At 60.5% G+C, this 16,267-nt stretch carries 12 protein-coding genes; 7 read left to right on the top strand and 5 right to left on the bottom strand.

What is annotated here, in order from left to right; all coding sequences use genetic code 11:
• Positions 1-68 precede the first annotated feature (68 nt).
• The 5 genes from tssA to ACODS3_RS04595 are packed head-to-tail and all read right to left on the bottom strand — an operon-like array spanning position 69 to position 7,596.
• Positions 69-1,142: a type VI secretion system protein TssA gene (gene tssA / locus ACODS3_RS04615; protein ID WP_201017598.1), complete on the bottom strand. Its 1,074-nt coding sequence runs from the start codon at positions 1,140-1,142 to the stop codon at positions 69-71.
• On the bottom strand, positions 1,139-4,954 hold the full coding sequence (locus tag ACODS3_RS04610) for a type VI secretion system protein (RefSeq protein ID WP_489033462.1): 3,816 nt from the start codon (positions 4,952-4,954) through the stop codon (positions 1,139-1,141). Before ACODS3_RS04610 ends, tssA begins: the two co-directional genes overlap by 4 nt.
• The gene (locus ACODS3_RS04605) at positions 4,951-5,721 is read right to left on the bottom strand and encodes a DotU family type IV/VI secretion system protein (RefSeq protein WP_201017600.1); all 771 of its coding nucleotides are present in this window, start codon (positions 5,719-5,721) and stop codon (positions 4,951-4,953) included. The genes ACODS3_RS04610 and ACODS3_RS04605 overlap by 4 nt, the downstream gene beginning before the upstream one ends.
• Before the next feature lie 18 nt (positions 5,722-5,739).
• Complete coding sequence (gene tssK / locus ACODS3_RS04600; protein ID WP_304573964.1) at positions 5,740-7,074, bottom strand: type VI secretion system baseplate subunit TssK; 1,335 nt, start codon at positions 7,072-7,074, stop codon at positions 5,740-5,742.
• 51 nt (positions 7,075-7,125) lie between these two features.
• Positions 7,126-7,596: a YajG family lipoprotein gene (locus ACODS3_RS04595; protein WP_201017602.1), complete on the bottom strand. Its 471-nt coding sequence runs from the start codon at positions 7,594-7,596 to the stop codon at positions 7,126-7,128.
• Positions 7,597-7,790: 194 nt separating this feature from the next.
• Here ACODS3_RS04595 and tssB point away from each other — a divergent pair, with 194 nt between their 5' ends.
• The 7 genes from tssB to tssH all read left to right on the top strand — a co-directional run bounded on the left by tssB (position 7,791) and on the right by tssH (position 16,235).
• Positions 7,791-8,345, top strand: coding sequence for a type VI secretion system contractile sheath small subunit (gene tssB / locus ACODS3_RS04590; protein WP_201001873.1), 555 nt, complete (start codon positions 7,791-7,793; stop codon positions 8,343-8,345).
• 34 nt (positions 8,346-8,379) lie between these two features.
• On the top strand, positions 8,380-9,867 hold the full coding sequence (gene tssC, locus ACODS3_RS04585) for a type VI secretion system contractile sheath large subunit (RefSeq protein ID WP_201001872.1): 1,488 nt from the start codon (positions 8,380-8,382) through the stop codon (positions 9,865-9,867).
• 75 nt (positions 9,868-9,942) lie between these two features.
• Positions 9,943-10,440 carry an Hcp family type VI secretion system effector gene (locus tag ACODS3_RS04580; protein ID WP_117164857.1) on the top strand — a complete coding sequence of 166 codons (498 nt, stop codon included), beginning with the start codon at positions 9,943-9,945 and terminating at the stop codon, positions 10,438-10,440.
• 15 nt (positions 10,441-10,455) lie between these two features.
• Positions 10,456-10,905, top strand: coding sequence for a type VI secretion system baseplate subunit TssE (gene tssE / locus ACODS3_RS04575; RefSeq protein ID WP_489033457.1), 450 nt, complete (start codon positions 10,456-10,458; stop codon positions 10,903-10,905).
• Positions 10,889-12,685 (top strand): type VI secretion system baseplate subunit TssF, encoded by a 1,797-nt coding sequence (gene tssF, locus ACODS3_RS04570; RefSeq protein WP_489033455.1) that lies wholly within the window; start codon positions 10,889-10,891, stop codon positions 12,683-12,685. The genes tssE and tssF overlap by 17 nt, the downstream gene beginning before the upstream one ends.
• The gene (gene tssG / locus ACODS3_RS04565; protein ID WP_489033453.1) at positions 12,649-13,668 is read left to right on the top strand and encodes a type VI secretion system baseplate subunit TssG; all 1,020 of its coding nucleotides are present in this window, start codon (positions 12,649-12,651) and stop codon (positions 13,666-13,668) included. Before tssF ends, tssG begins: the two co-directional genes overlap by 37 nt.
• A gap of 2 nt (positions 13,669-13,670) precedes the next feature.
• Positions 13,671-16,235, top strand: a complete 2,565-nt coding sequence (gene tssH / locus ACODS3_RS04560; protein ID WP_489033451.1) for a type VI secretion system ATPase TssH — start codon at positions 13,671-13,673, stop codon at positions 16,233-16,235.
• Positions 16,236-16,267 lie beyond the last annotated feature (32 nt).

Genomic DNA, 16,267 nt, shown 5'->3' with positions numbered 1-16,267 from the left:
GTAGGAGCGGATTTATCCGCGAAGGCGACATTCCAGACAGCAAGAGTTTATGAGGTGAAACGGGGTCCTTAAAGCACCCCCAACAACGCCCAGACCCTTCTTGCCTCGGCATCGGATGTAATCAGTTCCGAAAGCAGTTCCTTGAGGGGTTTGTTGCCCCACTCCACGCCTTTGCGGATCAGGTAAGGCACCGGGCTGTGGGGTTCGTTGCGAGCCAGGTAATCGGCAATCAACAGTAATTGCCGATAGGCCTCTTCACGATTGCGTGGCTCGCTGAATGCTCGTGCTCCGGCGTTCGACTCAAGCGGGGTATCAAGCGTCATGTCGGCTGAGGCCTCTTCGGTTTCCGGCGGCAAGGGTTGTGGTGGATGCATGGCAATGAATTCCTTGAACAGTGCCGCCAGGGATACCAGCGTCTGTTTCAGGGGCGCGTACGAGGGGCCATCCTCGGCAAAGTACTGGGTGCTCCAGTTGTCCAGCGCCTCAAGTTTCTGCAACGCCGCCTGGGTGACTTCAAAGCTGCTCAACCACCAGGCAACCGGCGTGGCACGTACCCGTTCATTGATTCGGGCCTGATCGCCAGCAGCGTTTTCGGCCGCTATTCTGGACGCCTTGCTGTCGTTGACCTGCACTCGGTTGCGTTGCAGTTGCTGCCAGTCACTCAGGACATAACCGGCAAACTCTCCTTCCCGACTCTCGAACAACTGAAATTGCGTGCGCAGCAGTTCGGTATAGCGACGCACGATCCACTCAAGGGGCGTCGCTCGCCATGACAAGTCACCATCGGCGGGTTGTGGGTGCAGCTCCTGCGGATAGCGCTCGCACAGGCCGATCAGCAGGCTCAACGCATCGATGATTCCAGGCCTGGCATCCTTGTGCAACCAGGCTTCGCCCAGCCAGGCGGCGATCATCAGGTCCTTGCTTTCCTTGAGCAGTACCGAGGTCGCAATCGCTTCCACCTGCCCCCAGTCGGCCCGTTTGATGTCCGCCTGCCAGACGCCCATCGGCAAGCTGGCATCGTCTTCGCGGCGCAACTGGCGCAAGCGGTCATAGATGGGTTCGTGGCGCAGGTTCACGCCGCAGGGCGAGTGACCAAACAGGGGCTCCAGCAGTTCGCTGACCCGTGACGAAAGCTGACTCATCGATACACTCCAGCATCAACTACAGAACGAGGGGCCGAGCCGAATGGCGAGCGAGGTGCCTGCACCGGCAAGGGTTGGATCGACAACGGAGCTTTGCCACCCTGGCTCATCAACGACAGGCGCACGAACATCAGGGTCTGGTTTTCCTCATTGGCAGGCGCATGGACTGGCACCTCAAGCGACAACGGGAATTCCGTGTAATCGACATTGGGCTGACGCTGCACCGATACATGGGCGCTCATCAGGCGCAATAGCGACCACGGCCCAAGGTATTGCCACTCGGCTTCCAGCCCGCTGACACGCAGGTCTGACTGCAAAGGGTCATTGACCGGGCGCTGAGTGCCATCCCGGGCCCAGCGCAGAATCAGGCTCAGCGGCTGACCGACATTCCAGTGCAGGACCTGCTGCGCCTGGCCCGGATAGCTGATCTCACGGTTCCCTGAAACCAGTTTCCAGTTGATGACCTGATCGGCACCGCGCTCACTGTCACGATCGGTGCGCCACTGGATTTCCATGTCCGCACCCACCAGACCGGCCTTGTCGCGCAGCAGCAGAGCACCAAGCCAGGGTCGGGCCAGCTTCAGGCGTTCAAGAAACTCGGCAGCCGCCGCCCGGTCGCGGGATTGGGCATTCTTGAGTCCGTCCTGAGCCTGAGGCAATCGCTCGTCGATCAGGGTCAGGAAGTGCTGAACCCGCGCCGGGTCGGCATCCGCCGCACTCAAGTCGTGGGCGAAGGGGAAACGCCCCGACAGGTATTGATTGAAATAGCTGGCCAGTGCGTTCCAGGCAGCCGTGCCCTGCTGTTGTTGCAAGAGCTGGCAACGGCGCAGAGCCCCTTGCTGCAAGGTCAGCCAGCGCTGGGTCAACTGCCCGGTACTGACAGGCACATTGGCCGACTGCAAGATGCCCAGGCAAGTGTTCTCGTCCATGTCGTTGAAGTCACGACTGAGCAACTGAGTGATCAAGGCTGGAGAACTCGACGGGTTCTGCGCCTTGTACTTGTTCATTTCCTCACTCAGGGAGGCAAACCGGGTCACTTCCTCGACGCTGACCAGCGGCAGGTTCTGCAACTGTGTCTTGAGCCACTCCACGGCCGGTGCATGCTGCTCGGTGATCTTGGAGATCACCACGAATTGCTGGTCCAGACCACGCTTGAGATCCTGGGCATCCGTGGCTCGCAACAATTGCAGACCAAAGTTTTTCCCGCCATCCCATTCACTGATATCGGCACGGTCCCGGAACAGCGGTTGCTCAAGCACCATTCCGGTTGCAGCCGAGATATCCGCCAGTGCGACCCGGTTCAGGTAGTTCTGCAGGCTGATGGCAAGCTGGGGGTGCTTGAGTTCGATAAAGGCCTTGTGCAGCGCCAGTGCCTGATCGGTCCGGATATCGAAAAGCTGGACTTCTTCCTGAGCCGTCAACGAAGACGCATGGGTACTCAGGCTCGACCACATGGAGTCGGCGGCAGCTTCCTCGGCGGTACTCAACATGGCCGGACGATACATGGCCGGAATATTCGGCAGCTCTTCACGGGCATACAGCTTGTAGCTGTTGTAGTGATTCAGGGCGATGCTCAGGCCGTCGTTATCGACATGCTGCGCCGGGCCGTTTTCACCACTGCCATCCTGACGCAGCGCGCTGGCCACAAAGTCGCGCCGCAGTAACGAGTTGATGGCCGCATGCAGTTGCGAAACCCGTTCCTGCAAGGTCAGTTGCCCGCTGCCACTCTGGGTCAGCAGGCTATTGCTCGCGGCCCCCTGAGCGATCCATTGTCCCTTGAAGCTGTGTTGCAATTGAGCCGCCTGGCTTTCAAGATCCTGAGCAACCTGTGGCCCCAGCAGCTTGCTTTTCCTGACGCTGTCCATCATGGCCAGATAACCCGGCACCAGTTCCTGCCCCTTGCCACGGCTCCAGGTCGCATTGATCAGGTCGATGACCGCCTGCAAATCATCGATCAGGTCCTTGATGCGCTCCAGCTCTTCAAGGTTGTTATCGGTGCTCGACTCCAGACGTTCCAGATGCAGCTTGAGATAACCGGCGGCGGTGATGAAGTTGTCCGCCCGATAGTATTGAACCAGCCACTTTTCCATCAGTTTGGTGAAATTGCCAGTCACTTCCTTGCGGTGAGCCAGGAGGTCCAGCGGTTGCAGGACTGAAGTGCCCTTTTCCACCATCAGCCGGTTGTAGAACGACTCACGATGCAAGGTGCCCGCATTGAGGTTCAGGCTCAAGGCGTTATTGCTCAGAGGCACCAGCTCATCAAGAGGCGTTTTCTGGTTGCTCAGCGACAGGCTGTACAGATTGCTCATCTGCTCCAGACGAGTCGCCCGCTCCACCAGATCCCTGGCCTTGACGTAACTCTGCCACAACGCAGGGTCATCGCCTTCCTGAACGGAGCGCCGGTCACTGTCGGTGATCGCCAGCAATTCGTTGGTCTGGGCCAGCAGCAAGTCATGCAAAGGCTGGCGCATATGACTCATGGACATATGCCGCAAGACCCCGTCCAGACGGGTATCCAGCGAGGAGAACCAGGAGCTTGGATAAACCGGAGAAGCGAAATGCCAGCGCGGCGCGTTCTGCAGCACATTCCAGAAGGCCTGCACATTGCTGCGGGTCAGTTCCTGCCGGTGCGCGTCATCGTTGACCTGCACGTAACTGCGCTGGGCCTCCTGCAACAAGCGGGACAGTTCATCGGCCTCATCAATCGAATAGCGCCAGACCCAAAGCATGGAAATGCCCCAGATCACGCCAAAGACCAGCGCCCCAATGGCCGTGACCCGCTGCCAGCGTCGACGCAGATGCAAAAGGCGCGGCACCGGTTGCGCCAGCCCGCGCTCGGCATTGATGCGATGCTGCCAGAGCGACGAAGCGAAGACGCTCTGCATGGCCGGTGCATCGCTTGCCGACAGCGTTTCATGGCCCGGAGCCGACGCCTGATCGGCAGTGAAGTACAGCCCCCGAAAACGCACCGCCTCGCCCTGGGCATTGCCCTGAAAGACCGGCTCCAGCAGCATTTGCAGAGAGCGGCGCAAATCCTTCAGACGCTCGGGGAGGAAACTCAGCTCACCACTCAAGTGACCTGACAACGCGCCGATCTGGACCACCGCTTCAGACAGTGCCTGAATCACGGAGTCCAGCGCGGTATCGCTCCACTGGGATTGCCAGACCATTTCCGGGTCATAAGGCGAACTCCAGCCCAGAATCTGCTGGCGGGTGTCCTGCGGCAAGGCCATGACCAGATCCTGAAAGCCGGGAATCTCGTCCATGCCGTTGATCACGACATACACCGGCACACTGAGCCCAAGGCGTTGCAATAGATCGATAAAGCGCCGACGCGCCGCCAGCCCAAGCGAGGCCGCACGCTCGCCATCCAGAAGGTCGGCTGCGCTGATGTTCCAGATCACACCGTCCAGCGGGCGCTGGCCACGGATGCGCAGCAACAGGCCAAGCAGGCTCGCCCAGCCGTTACCCTGAAGTTTCATGCCTTCTTCGGGCATGAACAGAGACTGCGGCACAACCAGCACCGCGCCTTCGGGATCGGACCACCAACGGCCGAACCATGCCGGCTTGTCCGTGGGCGAAAGGTTCCAGGCCGAGCACAACTGCGAGCCCTGGGCCTCATCGCCGACCATCAACAGCCACGAGGTCTGATAGTGATCGCGTACGCCCTGGTCCTTCTCCATCTGGCGCACGGCAAAATGGAAACTGCGGATCGCTGCACCGCCACGGGTACGCAACCACCAGATGCACAACAGCACAATCAGCAGGACGACCAGGATGCCGATCACCCAGCCCAGCATTTCCAGCGTCATGACAGGCTCTCCACAACGGCGAAGGGAGTCGCCAGATGCAGGACCGGCTCCAGACGCTGGCCGATGTCATGCCAGAACAGTTGACCGATACCGATAAACAGCAGCGTGAACGCCAGAATCACCAGCCCCAGGCGCAAGCCGTCAGGCAGGGATTTACGCAACGGCAACTGACGTGGCGCAACACTGGAAGGTTCGGCCAGCAACTGGCTGACATTGGCATAGTCCGGCTCGCGCTGGCGAGTGAAGGTAAACAGCGCATGACGCCATTTTTCGTGCAGAGCCTGACCGCGCTCCCCACGCAAGTGCCCGTGAAAACCGAGGATCAGGCACAACAGATAAACGTTGCCCAGGTCCCGATTGGTGGAAACCTGCTCATCGAGCAAGCGCTTGATTTCCAGCGGCAGCCGCTGACCGGCCTGGCGGCTTGAATACAGGCGCGATTCCAGCGGCTTTTCCTGCCAGGCGCTCTGCCCCGACCAGTCGGCGAACAACAGGGTTTCATCCACCAGCGCGACAAAGGCATAGACCATGGCCTTCATTTGCTGAGTCGCGGAATCCCCTACATTGGAAAATGCATTGCGCCACAGTCGGCGTGTGATCCGGGTCGACAGCTCGGCCACGGTCTCGACCAGCTTCGGGGTATCTTCGCTACTCTTGTCCAACTCGTTCCAGGCGGTCAGCCATTGCTGCCACGCCTCACGAAAAGCGCTACTCAACGGTGCATCCTGCATGGCGCGCACCCGCGAAACGGCATTCCCTTCAGGCATACGACTTCCCTACCGTACTCAGGCGGATTCGTTGGTGGTTTTGTCGATGAACAGAACGACTTGCCAGGGGCTGACTGCGCCTCCTGCAGTAGATGAAACAATGTGCAACGGCTGTGTCGGGTCGAACCATTCACCACTGGCCTGGATGACAAACAGCCGTGTGTCGTCGCCCGTGCTGTAGGCAACCTGCTCCTGACGGCTCATCGCCTGATGGGGCAAGCCGCTCATGCGCTGGCGGGCCAGCACCGGTATATGCGGGCCGGAAGCAATGATCGACCTGCCCAGCCAGTCGATTGCTGCCTGCTCGGACGCACCGGCCGGCATACGCAAGCCGACCACCAATCGCTGGCGAGGCTTTTGCTCGGGCAGTGCAATGGAAAAGACATGCTCGGCCTGCTCGAAAGGCACGCTGCGAAAGCCGACCCGCAACTGGTCCAGAGTGCGCTCCAGCCAGGTCAGTACCTGGTCGTAGCCGCGATACAGGTCGAGAAAGTCCAGCGGCGCATAAGCAGGCACACCAGAAATCGGGTCCAGTACCGACCAACTGCCGGTCATGCCGAGCAGCAATCCATGCAGACCTTGAGCCGTAGCGACCCGACTGCTCAAGGCACCTTCCACCTCGGGCAATCTGGCCCAGAGCGCAGCGGATTGCAGACGGATTTCCTCGGCATCGTCCTGATTACCCGCCTGCTGGGCCTGACGCAAACGTCCGGCCAGAAACATGCATTTCTCACGGGTGCGGGCACACAGGGCCGCGACTCTGCGGCCTAGCAAGGATTCGGGCAGGATCAGCGGTGTCGGCGCGACATAGGGCAACTGCACGAAACCACCACCCTCTTTGCGCAGATGCAGCAGAGGCACGCAGATGGAGTCAGCCTTGTTGGCCTCGGTGACCAGCCGAGGGTTAGGTCGCCATACGGTTATGGTTTCCGGGTTCTCGCCACTGGCCAGATCCGGCAGCGAGTCGCCGAGCACCGATTGCAGGCGACCCTTGAGCGGCAACAACTGACCGGCGCGCCACAAAGGGCTGACCGCCAGGTAGACCATCACAGTCGCAGTCGGAGATGCGGCGGCAGCCTCGTTGATATCCAGCTCGACCATCGGCCCCGATCCGGCACGAATGCTCAGCGGCATGCCGTCAGGCAAGGTAGCGTCCAGGGCCAGAATACGGACCTGCCCGGCAAACAGGGCCGAAGGGTCCAGATCAAGGTTTGTAACCCCCCAGTACCAAGGGTTGGATGCCTGGGCCAGATGGGCGGCCAACACTTCGGCCCGCAAGCCTTGCAACTGAAAATGCTGGGGCAGCAATTGCATGCCTTCGTGCCAGCAGACTGCATCAGGTAGCACGCTCATAAGGTTTCCTTGACATCCTGTGTGTGGCGCATGGTCAGTGCGACGCGATACTCAATGGGCATTTTCGTCGAACAGCGTCATTTCCCGACTATCGAATTTCAGCCATATCCTGCGCTGGCCATCGAGCCGCAGGCGATGCGCGCCGGGCGTATTGTAATGGGCAAAAACCAGTAACCCTACGGCGGGCTTGCCGTCCAGCGGGAAGATGCCGGATTCGATCAGTTGTCCCGGCACCAGCTCCATGCCCCAGACAGCCATGTTCTGGCGGTGGTCACGGCGGAACTGATCACGCTCGCTGAACCACTGGCTGGCGGTCAGGCCTGACAGTTGCTTGAGAAGGTCCGGGTCATTGACGGCGATGAAATCGACAGCGACAGGCGAGTCATCATTGGCACGCAGGGCTACGTCCAGAATCAGTGAATCGACGCCTATTTTTGGATCCAAGAATGAACAACCCGTGAGCATGAAAACAGCCAGCAATACGGCAATCCATTGTCGGTATATGAACTGTTTTACGGTCATGATTGTCCAAGAAAAATTTTGTATTGCTTTTAGCCGTTCCTGTTATAGCATCAAGGTCAATTCGCCACCATGACGAATTTTTAGAGGATCGCAGAATTAGACCCGTGCGGCTCTGTTCTGCGGTCAAGCAAGGGAATGCGAGCATTGGGAAACCGTTGCATTGCGCCCGCCTTATGCATCGGAGTTCAGCCACCATGGCCGAGAGTACTCAGCACAAGCTAGACAGGGTCCGCCCGCCTCGTGTTCAGATCACTTACGACGTAGAAATCGGTAATGCCATCGAAAAAAAGGAACTGCCTCTCGTAGTCGGCATCCTGGCCGATCTGTCAGGCAAACCTGATGCTCCCCCGCCAAAACTGATCGATCGACGTTTCGTTGAAATCGATCGCGACAACTTCAATGAAGTCCTCGCCTCCATTGCTCCACGCACCGCTATCCAGGTCGACAACACCCTCAGCGGTGACGGCAGCAAGCTCAACGTCGAACTGCGCTTCGGCCATATCGACGATTTCGACCCGATCAATCTGGTCAAGCAAGTCACGCCTCTGCGTCGCCTGCTCGAAGCCCGTCAGCGTCTTCGCGACCTGCTGACCAAGCTCGACGGCAACGACGATCTGGACAAGCTGCTGCAAGATGTCGTCGCCAATACCGAAGGCCTGCAACAGATCAAATCGGCCCGTCCGGAAAGCGAAACGGTAGCTGATGCACCGGCAGCAGCTGAAGAGCCGCCAGCCGAACCGCAAGCCTGATCGTCATCGCCCACCTATTCGCGGAGGATTAACCATGGCCACGTCAACCAGCGCTGAGAGTCAAGGCAGCGAAGGCTCCACCCAAACATTGTCCCTGCTGGACAAGATCATCGCCGAAGGTCGCATGGCGCATGACGACAGCCAGCAAGGCTACGCTCGCGACATGCTCGCCGAGTTCGCCACCCAGGTCCTGGATGAAGGCATGGCGGTCGATAAAGACACCGTCGCCATGATCAACGACCGCATCAGCCAGATCGACTCGCTGATCAGCGACCAGCTCAACCAGATCCTCCATCACGAGGACCTGCAGAAGCTTGAAGCTTCATGGCGCGGCCTGCATTCGCTGGTGCAGAACACCGAAACCAGCACCCGCCTGAAACTGCGCCTGCTCAACGTCTCGCAGAAAGAACTGCAGACCGATCTGGAGAAGGCAGTCGAATTCGACCAGAGCTCGCTGTTCAAGAAAATCTACGAAGAAGAATACGGCACCTTCGGCGGTCATCCGTTCAGCGTGCTGGTCGGCGACTACACCTTTGGCCGTCACCCACAGGACATCGGCCTGCTGGAGAAGCTGTCCAACGTCGCGGCAGCGGCTCACGCGCCATTCATTGCCGCAGCCAGCCCGCGCCTGTTCGACATGAGCAGCTTCACCGAACTGGCAGTGCCTCGTGACCTGGCCAAAGTGTTCGAGAGCCAGGAACTGATCAAGTGGCGCTCCTTCCGCGAAAGCGAAGACTCGCGTTATGTCTCCCTGGTGCTGCCGAACTTCCTGCTGCGCCTGCCTTACGGCCCGGACACCAGCCCGGTTGAAGGCATGAACTTCGTCGAAGACGTCACCGGCACCGACCACAGCAAATACCTGTGGGGCAATGCGGCCTGGGCACTGTCCCAACGTATCACCGAGGCCTACGCCAAATACGGCTGGTGCGCAGCGATTCGCGGTGCAGAAGGCGGTGGCGCGGTCGAAGGTTTGCCAGCGCATACTTTCCGCACCTCCTCGGGCGATATCTCGCTCAAGTGCCCGACCGAGGTGGCGATCACCGACCGTCGCGAGAAAGAACTCAACGACCTGGGCTTCATCTCGCTCTGCCACAAGAAGAACAGCGATGTTGCCGTGTTCTTTGGCGGGCAGACGACCAACAAGCCCAAGCTCTACAACACCAACGAAGCCAACGCCAACGCGCGGATTTCCGCCATGTTGCCGTACGTGCTCGCCGCTTCGCGCTTCGCTCACTACCTGAAAGTGATCATGCGCGACAAGGTCGGCAGCTTCATGACCCGCGACAACGTCCAGACCTACCTCAACAACTGGATCGCGGATTACGTACTGATCAACGACAACGCGCCGCAGGAAATCAAGGCCCAGTACCCGCTGCGTGAAGCGCGCGTGGACATCACCGAGGTCGCCGGCAAGCCAGGTGCCTACCGCGCCACGGTGTTCCTGCGTCCGCACTTCCAGCTGGAAGAACTGACCGCCTCGATCCGTCTGGTTGCCAGTCTGCCGCCGCCGGTAGCAGCCTGACCCTGAGCCCTGCGGGCCTGGCTCGCAGGGCTTCTCCCCCACTTTCTTTTTGCCAATTTGCAGGAGTTACACCCGATGGATGCGATCATTCTGGATCTGGGTGACGATATTAAAGGCGACAGCATGCTGGAAGGCTTCACGGACAAGATCGAAATCATGTCCTACAGCCATAACGTTGCCATGCAAGTGACCAACGACGTCAGCAACTCGGAGCGTACTTCGGGTAAACCCCATGTCGGTGAGTTCACCCTGACCAAGTTCGTCGACAGCTCCACCCCCAACCTCAACAGCTACTGCTGCGCGGGCAAGCCCATCGCTACCGCCAAGATCACCATTGGCCGCAACGCCTCCGAAGGCAGCGGCCAGATCATGCCGTTCATTGTCTACACCCTGGACAACGTTGTGCTGTCCAACGTCAGCGTCAGCGGCGGTGCCGGTGGCAAACCGGTGGAAACCATCTCGCTGAACTTCACCAAGATCAAATGGGAACTGACAGCCCAGAAAGACGATGGCACCAAAGAAGGCGTGGCTGGCACCAGTTGGGACCTGGCCGCCAACAAGAAAGCCAGCTAAGAAAGGTAACTCGCCATGCCAGGCACAGGCATTCGTCCGCCGTTATTCGAGCGCCTGGCTTTCAGCGAGGAGCAGACGCAACACACCAGGTTTTTCGACCGACAGGCTCTGGCCGACTCGGTCCGGACCGAACTGTTGCGCCTGCTCAATACCCGCCGCGCTTCAGGCAACATGACAACGCCACCAACCCTGCTCGACTATGGCATTGCCGACTGGAGTGCCTTGCAAGCCAGCAATAGCGATGATCGACGCCGCATGACCCGGGAAATCCGCGCTGCAATCACTCATTTCGAGCCGCGACTGCACCTGACCGGTGTGGATGTGCAAACCATGCCAGGGCATCCCCGGCAACTGGATATCCGCCTGAGCGGCACCCTGCGCCATGACCGTCAGGAATGGCCTGTGGCCTTTGCGGTTCAGACCTCGGAAGCCGGGCTGGAGGTCAGCCATGAGCGACTCGATTGATCCGCAACTGCTTGATTATTACCAACGCGAACTGACCTGGCTGCGACATGCCGGCAGCGTATTCGCCAACCGCTACCCCAAAGTCGCCCGACGCCTGGAACTGTCTCCCGGTGAAAGCCAGGACCCGCATGTGGAGCGCCTGCTCGAAGGCTTCGCCCTTCTGGCCGCACGCCTGCAACGACGCCTGGATGACGACTACGACGAATTCAGCAACGCCCTGCTGGAACAGCTTTATCCGCTGGCCATCAGGCCCCTGCCCTCGTGCAGCATCGTCCGGTTCGAGCCGGACCCGAGCAAAGGCAACCTCGCAGCGGGCTATGCATTGCCACGGGATACGCCCTTGTTTGTCACCACGACCAAGGGTGAAAGCATCCACTTTCGTACCAGCGCCGAAGTGACTTTGTGGCCCATTCAGATCAGCGAAGCCGTGCTGCTCAATGCTGAAGAAACACAGGCCCTGACCGGTGTGATCCAGGCCCGTTCGGCCCTGCGCCTGAGTCTGGAATGCCTGGGAGAAACAACAGACTGGGCGCAACTGAGCATTGAGCACCTGCGCCTGCATCTGGACGCATCACCGGTGGTGAATGCCGCGCTGTACGACTTGCTGGGCGCCCATGCCGTCAAGGTCTTGAGCGGCGCACCGGGCAGTCAGCCAGTCGCCCATGGCGACCTGCCGCACATTGTCGGTTTCGCCAATGACGAAGCCCTGTTGCCAGAGGAAGACGGCGTCCACCCAGGCATGCGTTTGCTCGCCGAATATTTTGCCTTCCCGGAAAAATTCCACTTCTTCGATATTCCCCTGAACACGGCTCATGTCGAAGGCCGCACGCTTTATCTGTATATCGTCTTCGACCGCGCTCCTCAGGCTCGCCTGCATCTGCAAGCCAGCGATATCGCAATGGGCTGCACACCAGTGATCAACCTGTTTCCGCGCACCTCCGAACCATTGCGTCCGGACGGCACGCAAAGCGAATACCGGCTGATTGCCGACAGCCATCGCGAGAACAGCGTCGAGATCCACAGCATCCGTGGCATGCGCGCCGCATCGCCCCAAGGCGTACGCCCGGTGCCGGCCTATTACGGCAGCCAGCACAGCCTGGGCGACAGCAACCTGTACTGGCATGCCCGACGCATCACCGGGCTGACGCCCAACCGTCTGGGCAGCGACCTGATGCTCAGCTTGGTCGACACCCGCTTCGACCCGCTGCTCGACGCACCGAACTACAGCCTGACGGCGGAGCTGCTTTGCACCAACCGTCATCTGGCCCAGAGCCTGAGCGCTGGAACCCCTTTGAGCTTCGAGCGGCCCGGCCCGGTGGCCAAGGCCAGCCTGATCAACCCGCCCAGTTCGCAAAGCTCTCCGCATCTGGGTGGTGACTCACGCTGGCGTCTGATTTCGCAACTGAACCTCAACCACCTGTCACTGGTGGAAGGCCCCAGGGCGCTGGAAGCCCTCAAGGAAATCCTCAGCCTGCACAACCTGCGCGACGAGGCCAGTGCTCGTCGGCAGATCGAAGGTTTGCAAAAAATGACCTGCGAACGGGTCATCGCCCAGGTGGGCGAAGATGCCTGGCGCGGCTGGCGCAATGGGCTGGAAGTCAGCCTGCAACTGGACCCGGAACACTTCGTCGGTAATAGCGCCGTGCTGTTCTCGGCAGTGCTGGCGCAATTCTTCTCGCTTTACGCCACCGCCAACCGCTTCGTACGTACGGTGCTGGTCAACTCGGACAAGGAGGTCAAGACATGGCAACCCCAGGCCGGCATGCCCCTGTCCCTCTAAGCGAGGTCTTGCGCAAGGAGCCACAGGCTTTCGAGCTGTTGCAGGCCTTGCTGATTCTGGAGCGCGAGCACCCGCAGGCTTCGCCATTGGGCACCTGCACCTCACCCCAGGCCGAAGCCATCCGCCTGCGCGGCCCGCTGACGCCCTTGTTTGCCTCCAGCGAAGTCGAAAACCTGACCCAGGAACCCGGCCAGCAACCGGTACTGACGACGCCGATCTTTGGGTTGGGCGGCCCCGACGGTCCTTTGCCGTACGCCTTTCAGGAATGGCTGCAACAACGCGCCCGCGCCAAGGATCATGCGCCTGCCGAGTTTCTCGACCTGTTCCAGCATCGCCTGCTCAGCCTGCTCTATCGGGTGCTGCGCAAGCATCGCGTGGCGCTTGGGTTCACCGTGCCTTCAGCCAGCCCTGTGCAGGCGCAGTTACGCGCTCTGACCGGCCTGCTGCCAAAATCATTGCAGGAACGCCAGGCACTGCCTGATGCCGCGATCATGGCGCGTAGCGCCTTGTACTCAGGCGGCCGTCGCTCGCTGGCCGGTTTTGCTGCCATCGTGCGTCAGCATTTCGGCCTGCCGGTACAGATCAGCGCGTATGAAGGCGCATGGCGCAGCATTCCGCCAGCCAGTCGCAGCCTGCTGAAACCCGGTGGCCGCAACCTGAAACTGGGCAGCACCGCCATCGCCGGAACCCGTGTATGGGACGAACATGCAGGCATTCGCCTGACCATAGGCCCCTTGCAGAACGCGCAGGCCAGACGCCTGCTGCCCGAAGGCGAAGCCCATCAGCAGCTGGCGAGCATGGCGGCGCTGTATTTCGGCCCCGATCTGGACTGCTCATTGACCTTGCTGGTATCGGGTGCCGAACCCATGGTCATGAATCTAGAGAATCCACCGACTCTCAACTGGAACGGTGGCTTGCGCAAAAAACCCAATCAAGACCTGCAGCGCATCGATACACGGCTGCGCCAACCGGAGATGTCCTGAATATGGAACTCGGCAGCCTGATAGCACGCCTCAACGCCGACAGCCGCCGCGCTCTGGAACGCGCCGCGCAGCGCTGCCTGCAACGGGGTCATCACTACGTTGAAATCGAGCACCTGCTGCTGGAACTGCTGGATATCGAGGGCGGCGACCTGGCCTGCCTGCTGCCGCGTTTCGGCCTGGAGCGCGATGCGCTGACCGCAGAAATCAACAAGGCGCTGGAACTGTTCAAATCCGGCAGTACCCGCACTCCGGCACTGTCCGCGCAAACCATCGGCCTGCTGGAAGACACCGTGGTGCAGGCCAGCGTCATGGGCCAGCAAAGCATTCGTTCAGGGCTGTTGCTGCTGGCCCTGCTGGACAGGGATGAACGTCGCAGCCTGCTGCTCAACAGCGCATCCTCGTTGCTGCGCATTCCCCGGGATGTGCTGCGCAACAACTTGCAGGAATGGGCGCAACCCTCTCGCGAACATATCGCCATCGCCGTACCTGGCCAACCGGGCAAGGCTCCGCCGGCCAAGACCGTCGAAGACTCGACTCTCGACCAATACACCCAGGACCTGACCGCCGATGCCCACGCCGGGCGTATCGACCCCATCGTCGGCCGCGACGGGGAAATCCGTCAGTGCATCGACATCCTGCTGCGCCGTCGCCAGAACAACCCGATTCTGGTGGGTGCGCCGGGCGTGGGTAAAACCGCCGTGGTCGAAGGCCTGGCGTTGCGCATTGCTGCCGGTGACGTGCCGCCGTCCTTGCAGGATGTCAGCCTGCGCGTGCTCGACCTTGGCCTGCTGCAAGCCGGTGCCGGGGTCAAGGGCGAATTCGAGCAACGTCTCAAAGGTGTGATCGATGCGGTACGCAGCGCAGAAAAACCGATCATCCTGTTTATCGACGAAGCCCACACCCTGATCGGAGCCGGTGGCGCGGAAGGCGGCAGCGACGCCGCCAACCTGCTCAAACCCGCTCTGGCCCGCGGCGAACTGCGCACCCTGGCTGCCACCACCTGGATGGAATACAAGAAGTATTTCGAGAAAGACCCGGCGCTGGCCCGGCGTTTCCAGTTGGTACAAGTGGAAGAGCCGGACGAAGCTACAGCCGTGGAAATGCTGCGTGGCGTAGCGACCAAACTGGAGCAGCACCATGGCGTGCAAGTGCTGGATGCAGCGATTCACGATGCGGTGAAACTCTCACACCGCTACATCTCCGGGCGTCAACTGCCAGACAAGGCCATCAGCATCCTCGACACCGCCTGCGCCCGCGTCGCCCTCGGCCAGCACGACGTCCCTCCGCCGCTGGAAAGCCTGCGCCATCGCCAGCAAAGCCTGAAGGAGGAAGTCGAACGCCTGCGTCGCGAGCAGGCCACCGGTCTTGATCATCGGGAGCGCATCACCACGCTGGAAAGCGAATCCGGCAGCAACCTGCAAGCCATCCGTGAACTGGAAGTGCGTTGGGGCGAAGAGCGCGAGGCCGTGCGCGAACTGCTGGAAACCCGTCGCGAACTGCTGGCCCTGAGCGAGCGCGTGGACGCCAATACCGACCTCGAAAAACGCGACCCGGACACCGACAGCCGCATCGATTACCTGGCTTCCGAACTGGTGCGTCTGGGAGCCGGGCTGGATGCCATTCGCCAGGACGATCCATTGGTGCCCGAACAGGTCGACTCCAAGACCGTCGCCGCCGTGATTGCAGGCTGGACCGGCATCCCGGTGGGCAAGATGCTCGCCGACGAAGCCCATGCCGTGCGGACCCTGGGGCAGCGCATGGGCCAGCGGGTCATGGGCCAGAAAGCCGCACTCGACACCATCGCCCAACGCCTGCAAGCCTACCGCGCCGGCCTGACCGACCCACAGAAACCAGTGGGCGTCTTCCTGCTCCCCGGCCCTACCGGCGTCGGCAAGACCGAAACCGCCTACGCCCTGGCCGATGCCTTGTACGGCGGCGAACGCAACCTGATCAGCATCAACCTTTCCGAGTACCAGGAAGCCCACACCGTCAGCCAGCTCAAAGGCGCACCACCTGGCTATGTCGGCTACGGAACCGGCGGCGTGCTGACCGAAGCCGTACGCCGCAAACCCTATTCAGTGGTGCTGCTGGACGAAATCGAAAAAGCCCACCCGGATGTGCTGGAAGCTTTCTATAACGTGTTCGACAAAGGCGTCATGGAAGACGGCACCGGCCTGGTGGTGGACTTCAAGAACACCGTCATGCTCGCCACCAGCAACGTTGGCGCCGAACTGATCCTCGACACCCCCACCGCCGAACTCGACAGCGACCCGTTCAACGAACGCCTGCACAAAGTCCTGCTACAAGCCTTTCGCCCCGCCTTTCTTGCGCGCATGACAGTGGTGCCTTATCACCCGCTGGATGAAGCGACACTGGAAGGGATCGTGCTGGCCAAGCTGGAGAAACTGCGTGGCCGGTACAAGGCCGCCACGGGTAAACAGTTTGATTTTGATAACGGGATTGTCAAGGCCGTGCTCGCAAAATGCAGCGGGGCTGGGGCACGGGATATTGAGAATGTGTTGATGAAACAGGTGACGGGGAAGTTGGCGGAGTGGGTGTTGGAGTGAGTTTCAACACCCCAAAAACCTAAAAAAACCAC

The sequence above is a fragment of the Pseudomonas sp. FG43 genome, from assembly GCF_057809175.1.
The sequence above is the reverse complement of the archived record's forward strand: the minus strand, read 5'-3'. Positions and strand labels throughout refer to the sequence as shown.

Bases quoted from the DNA above. Each gene is read 5' to 3' on its own strand.
- tssA (WP_201017598.1), bottom strand. From the start codon at position 1,142: ATGAGTCAGCTTTCGTCACGGGTCAGCGAACTGCTGGAGCCCCTGTTT.
- ACODS3_RS04610 (WP_489033462.1), bottom strand. From the start codon at position 4,954: ATGACGCTGGAAATGCTGGGCTGGGTGATCGGCATCCTGGTCGTCCTG.
- ACODS3_RS04605 (WP_201017600.1), bottom strand. From the start codon at position 5,721: ATGCCTGAAGGGAATGCCGTTTCGCGGGTGCGCGCCATGCAGGATGCA.
- tssK (WP_304573964.1), bottom strand. From the start codon at position 7,074: ATGAGCGTGCTACCTGATGCAGTCTGCTGGCACGAAGGCATGCAATTG.
- ACODS3_RS04595 (WP_201017602.1), bottom strand. From the start codon at position 7,596: ATGACCGTAAAACAGTTCATATACCGACAATGGATTGCCGTATTGCTG.
- tssB (WP_201001873.1), top strand. From the start codon at position 7,791: ATGGCCGAGAGTACTCAGCACAAGCTAGACAGGGTCCGCCCGCCTCGT.
- tssC (WP_201001872.1), top strand. From the start codon at position 8,380: ATGGCCACGTCAACCAGCGCTGAGAGTCAAGGCAGCGAAGGCTCCACC.
- ACODS3_RS04580 (WP_117164857.1), top strand. From the start codon at position 9,943: ATGGATGCGATCATTCTGGATCTGGGTGACGATATTAAAGGCGACAGC.
- tssE (WP_489033457.1), top strand. From the start codon at position 10,456: ATGCCAGGCACAGGCATTCGTCCGCCGTTATTCGAGCGCCTGGCTTTC.
- tssF (WP_489033455.1), top strand. From the start codon at position 10,889: ATGAGCGACTCGATTGATCCGCAACTGCTTGATTATTACCAACGCGAA.
- tssG (WP_489033453.1), top strand. From the start codon at position 12,649: ATGGCAACCCCAGGCCGGCATGCCCCTGTCCCTCTAAGCGAGGTCTTG.
- tssH (WP_489033451.1), top strand. From the start codon at position 13,671: ATGGAACTCGGCAGCCTGATAGCACGCCTCAACGCCGACAGCCGCCGC.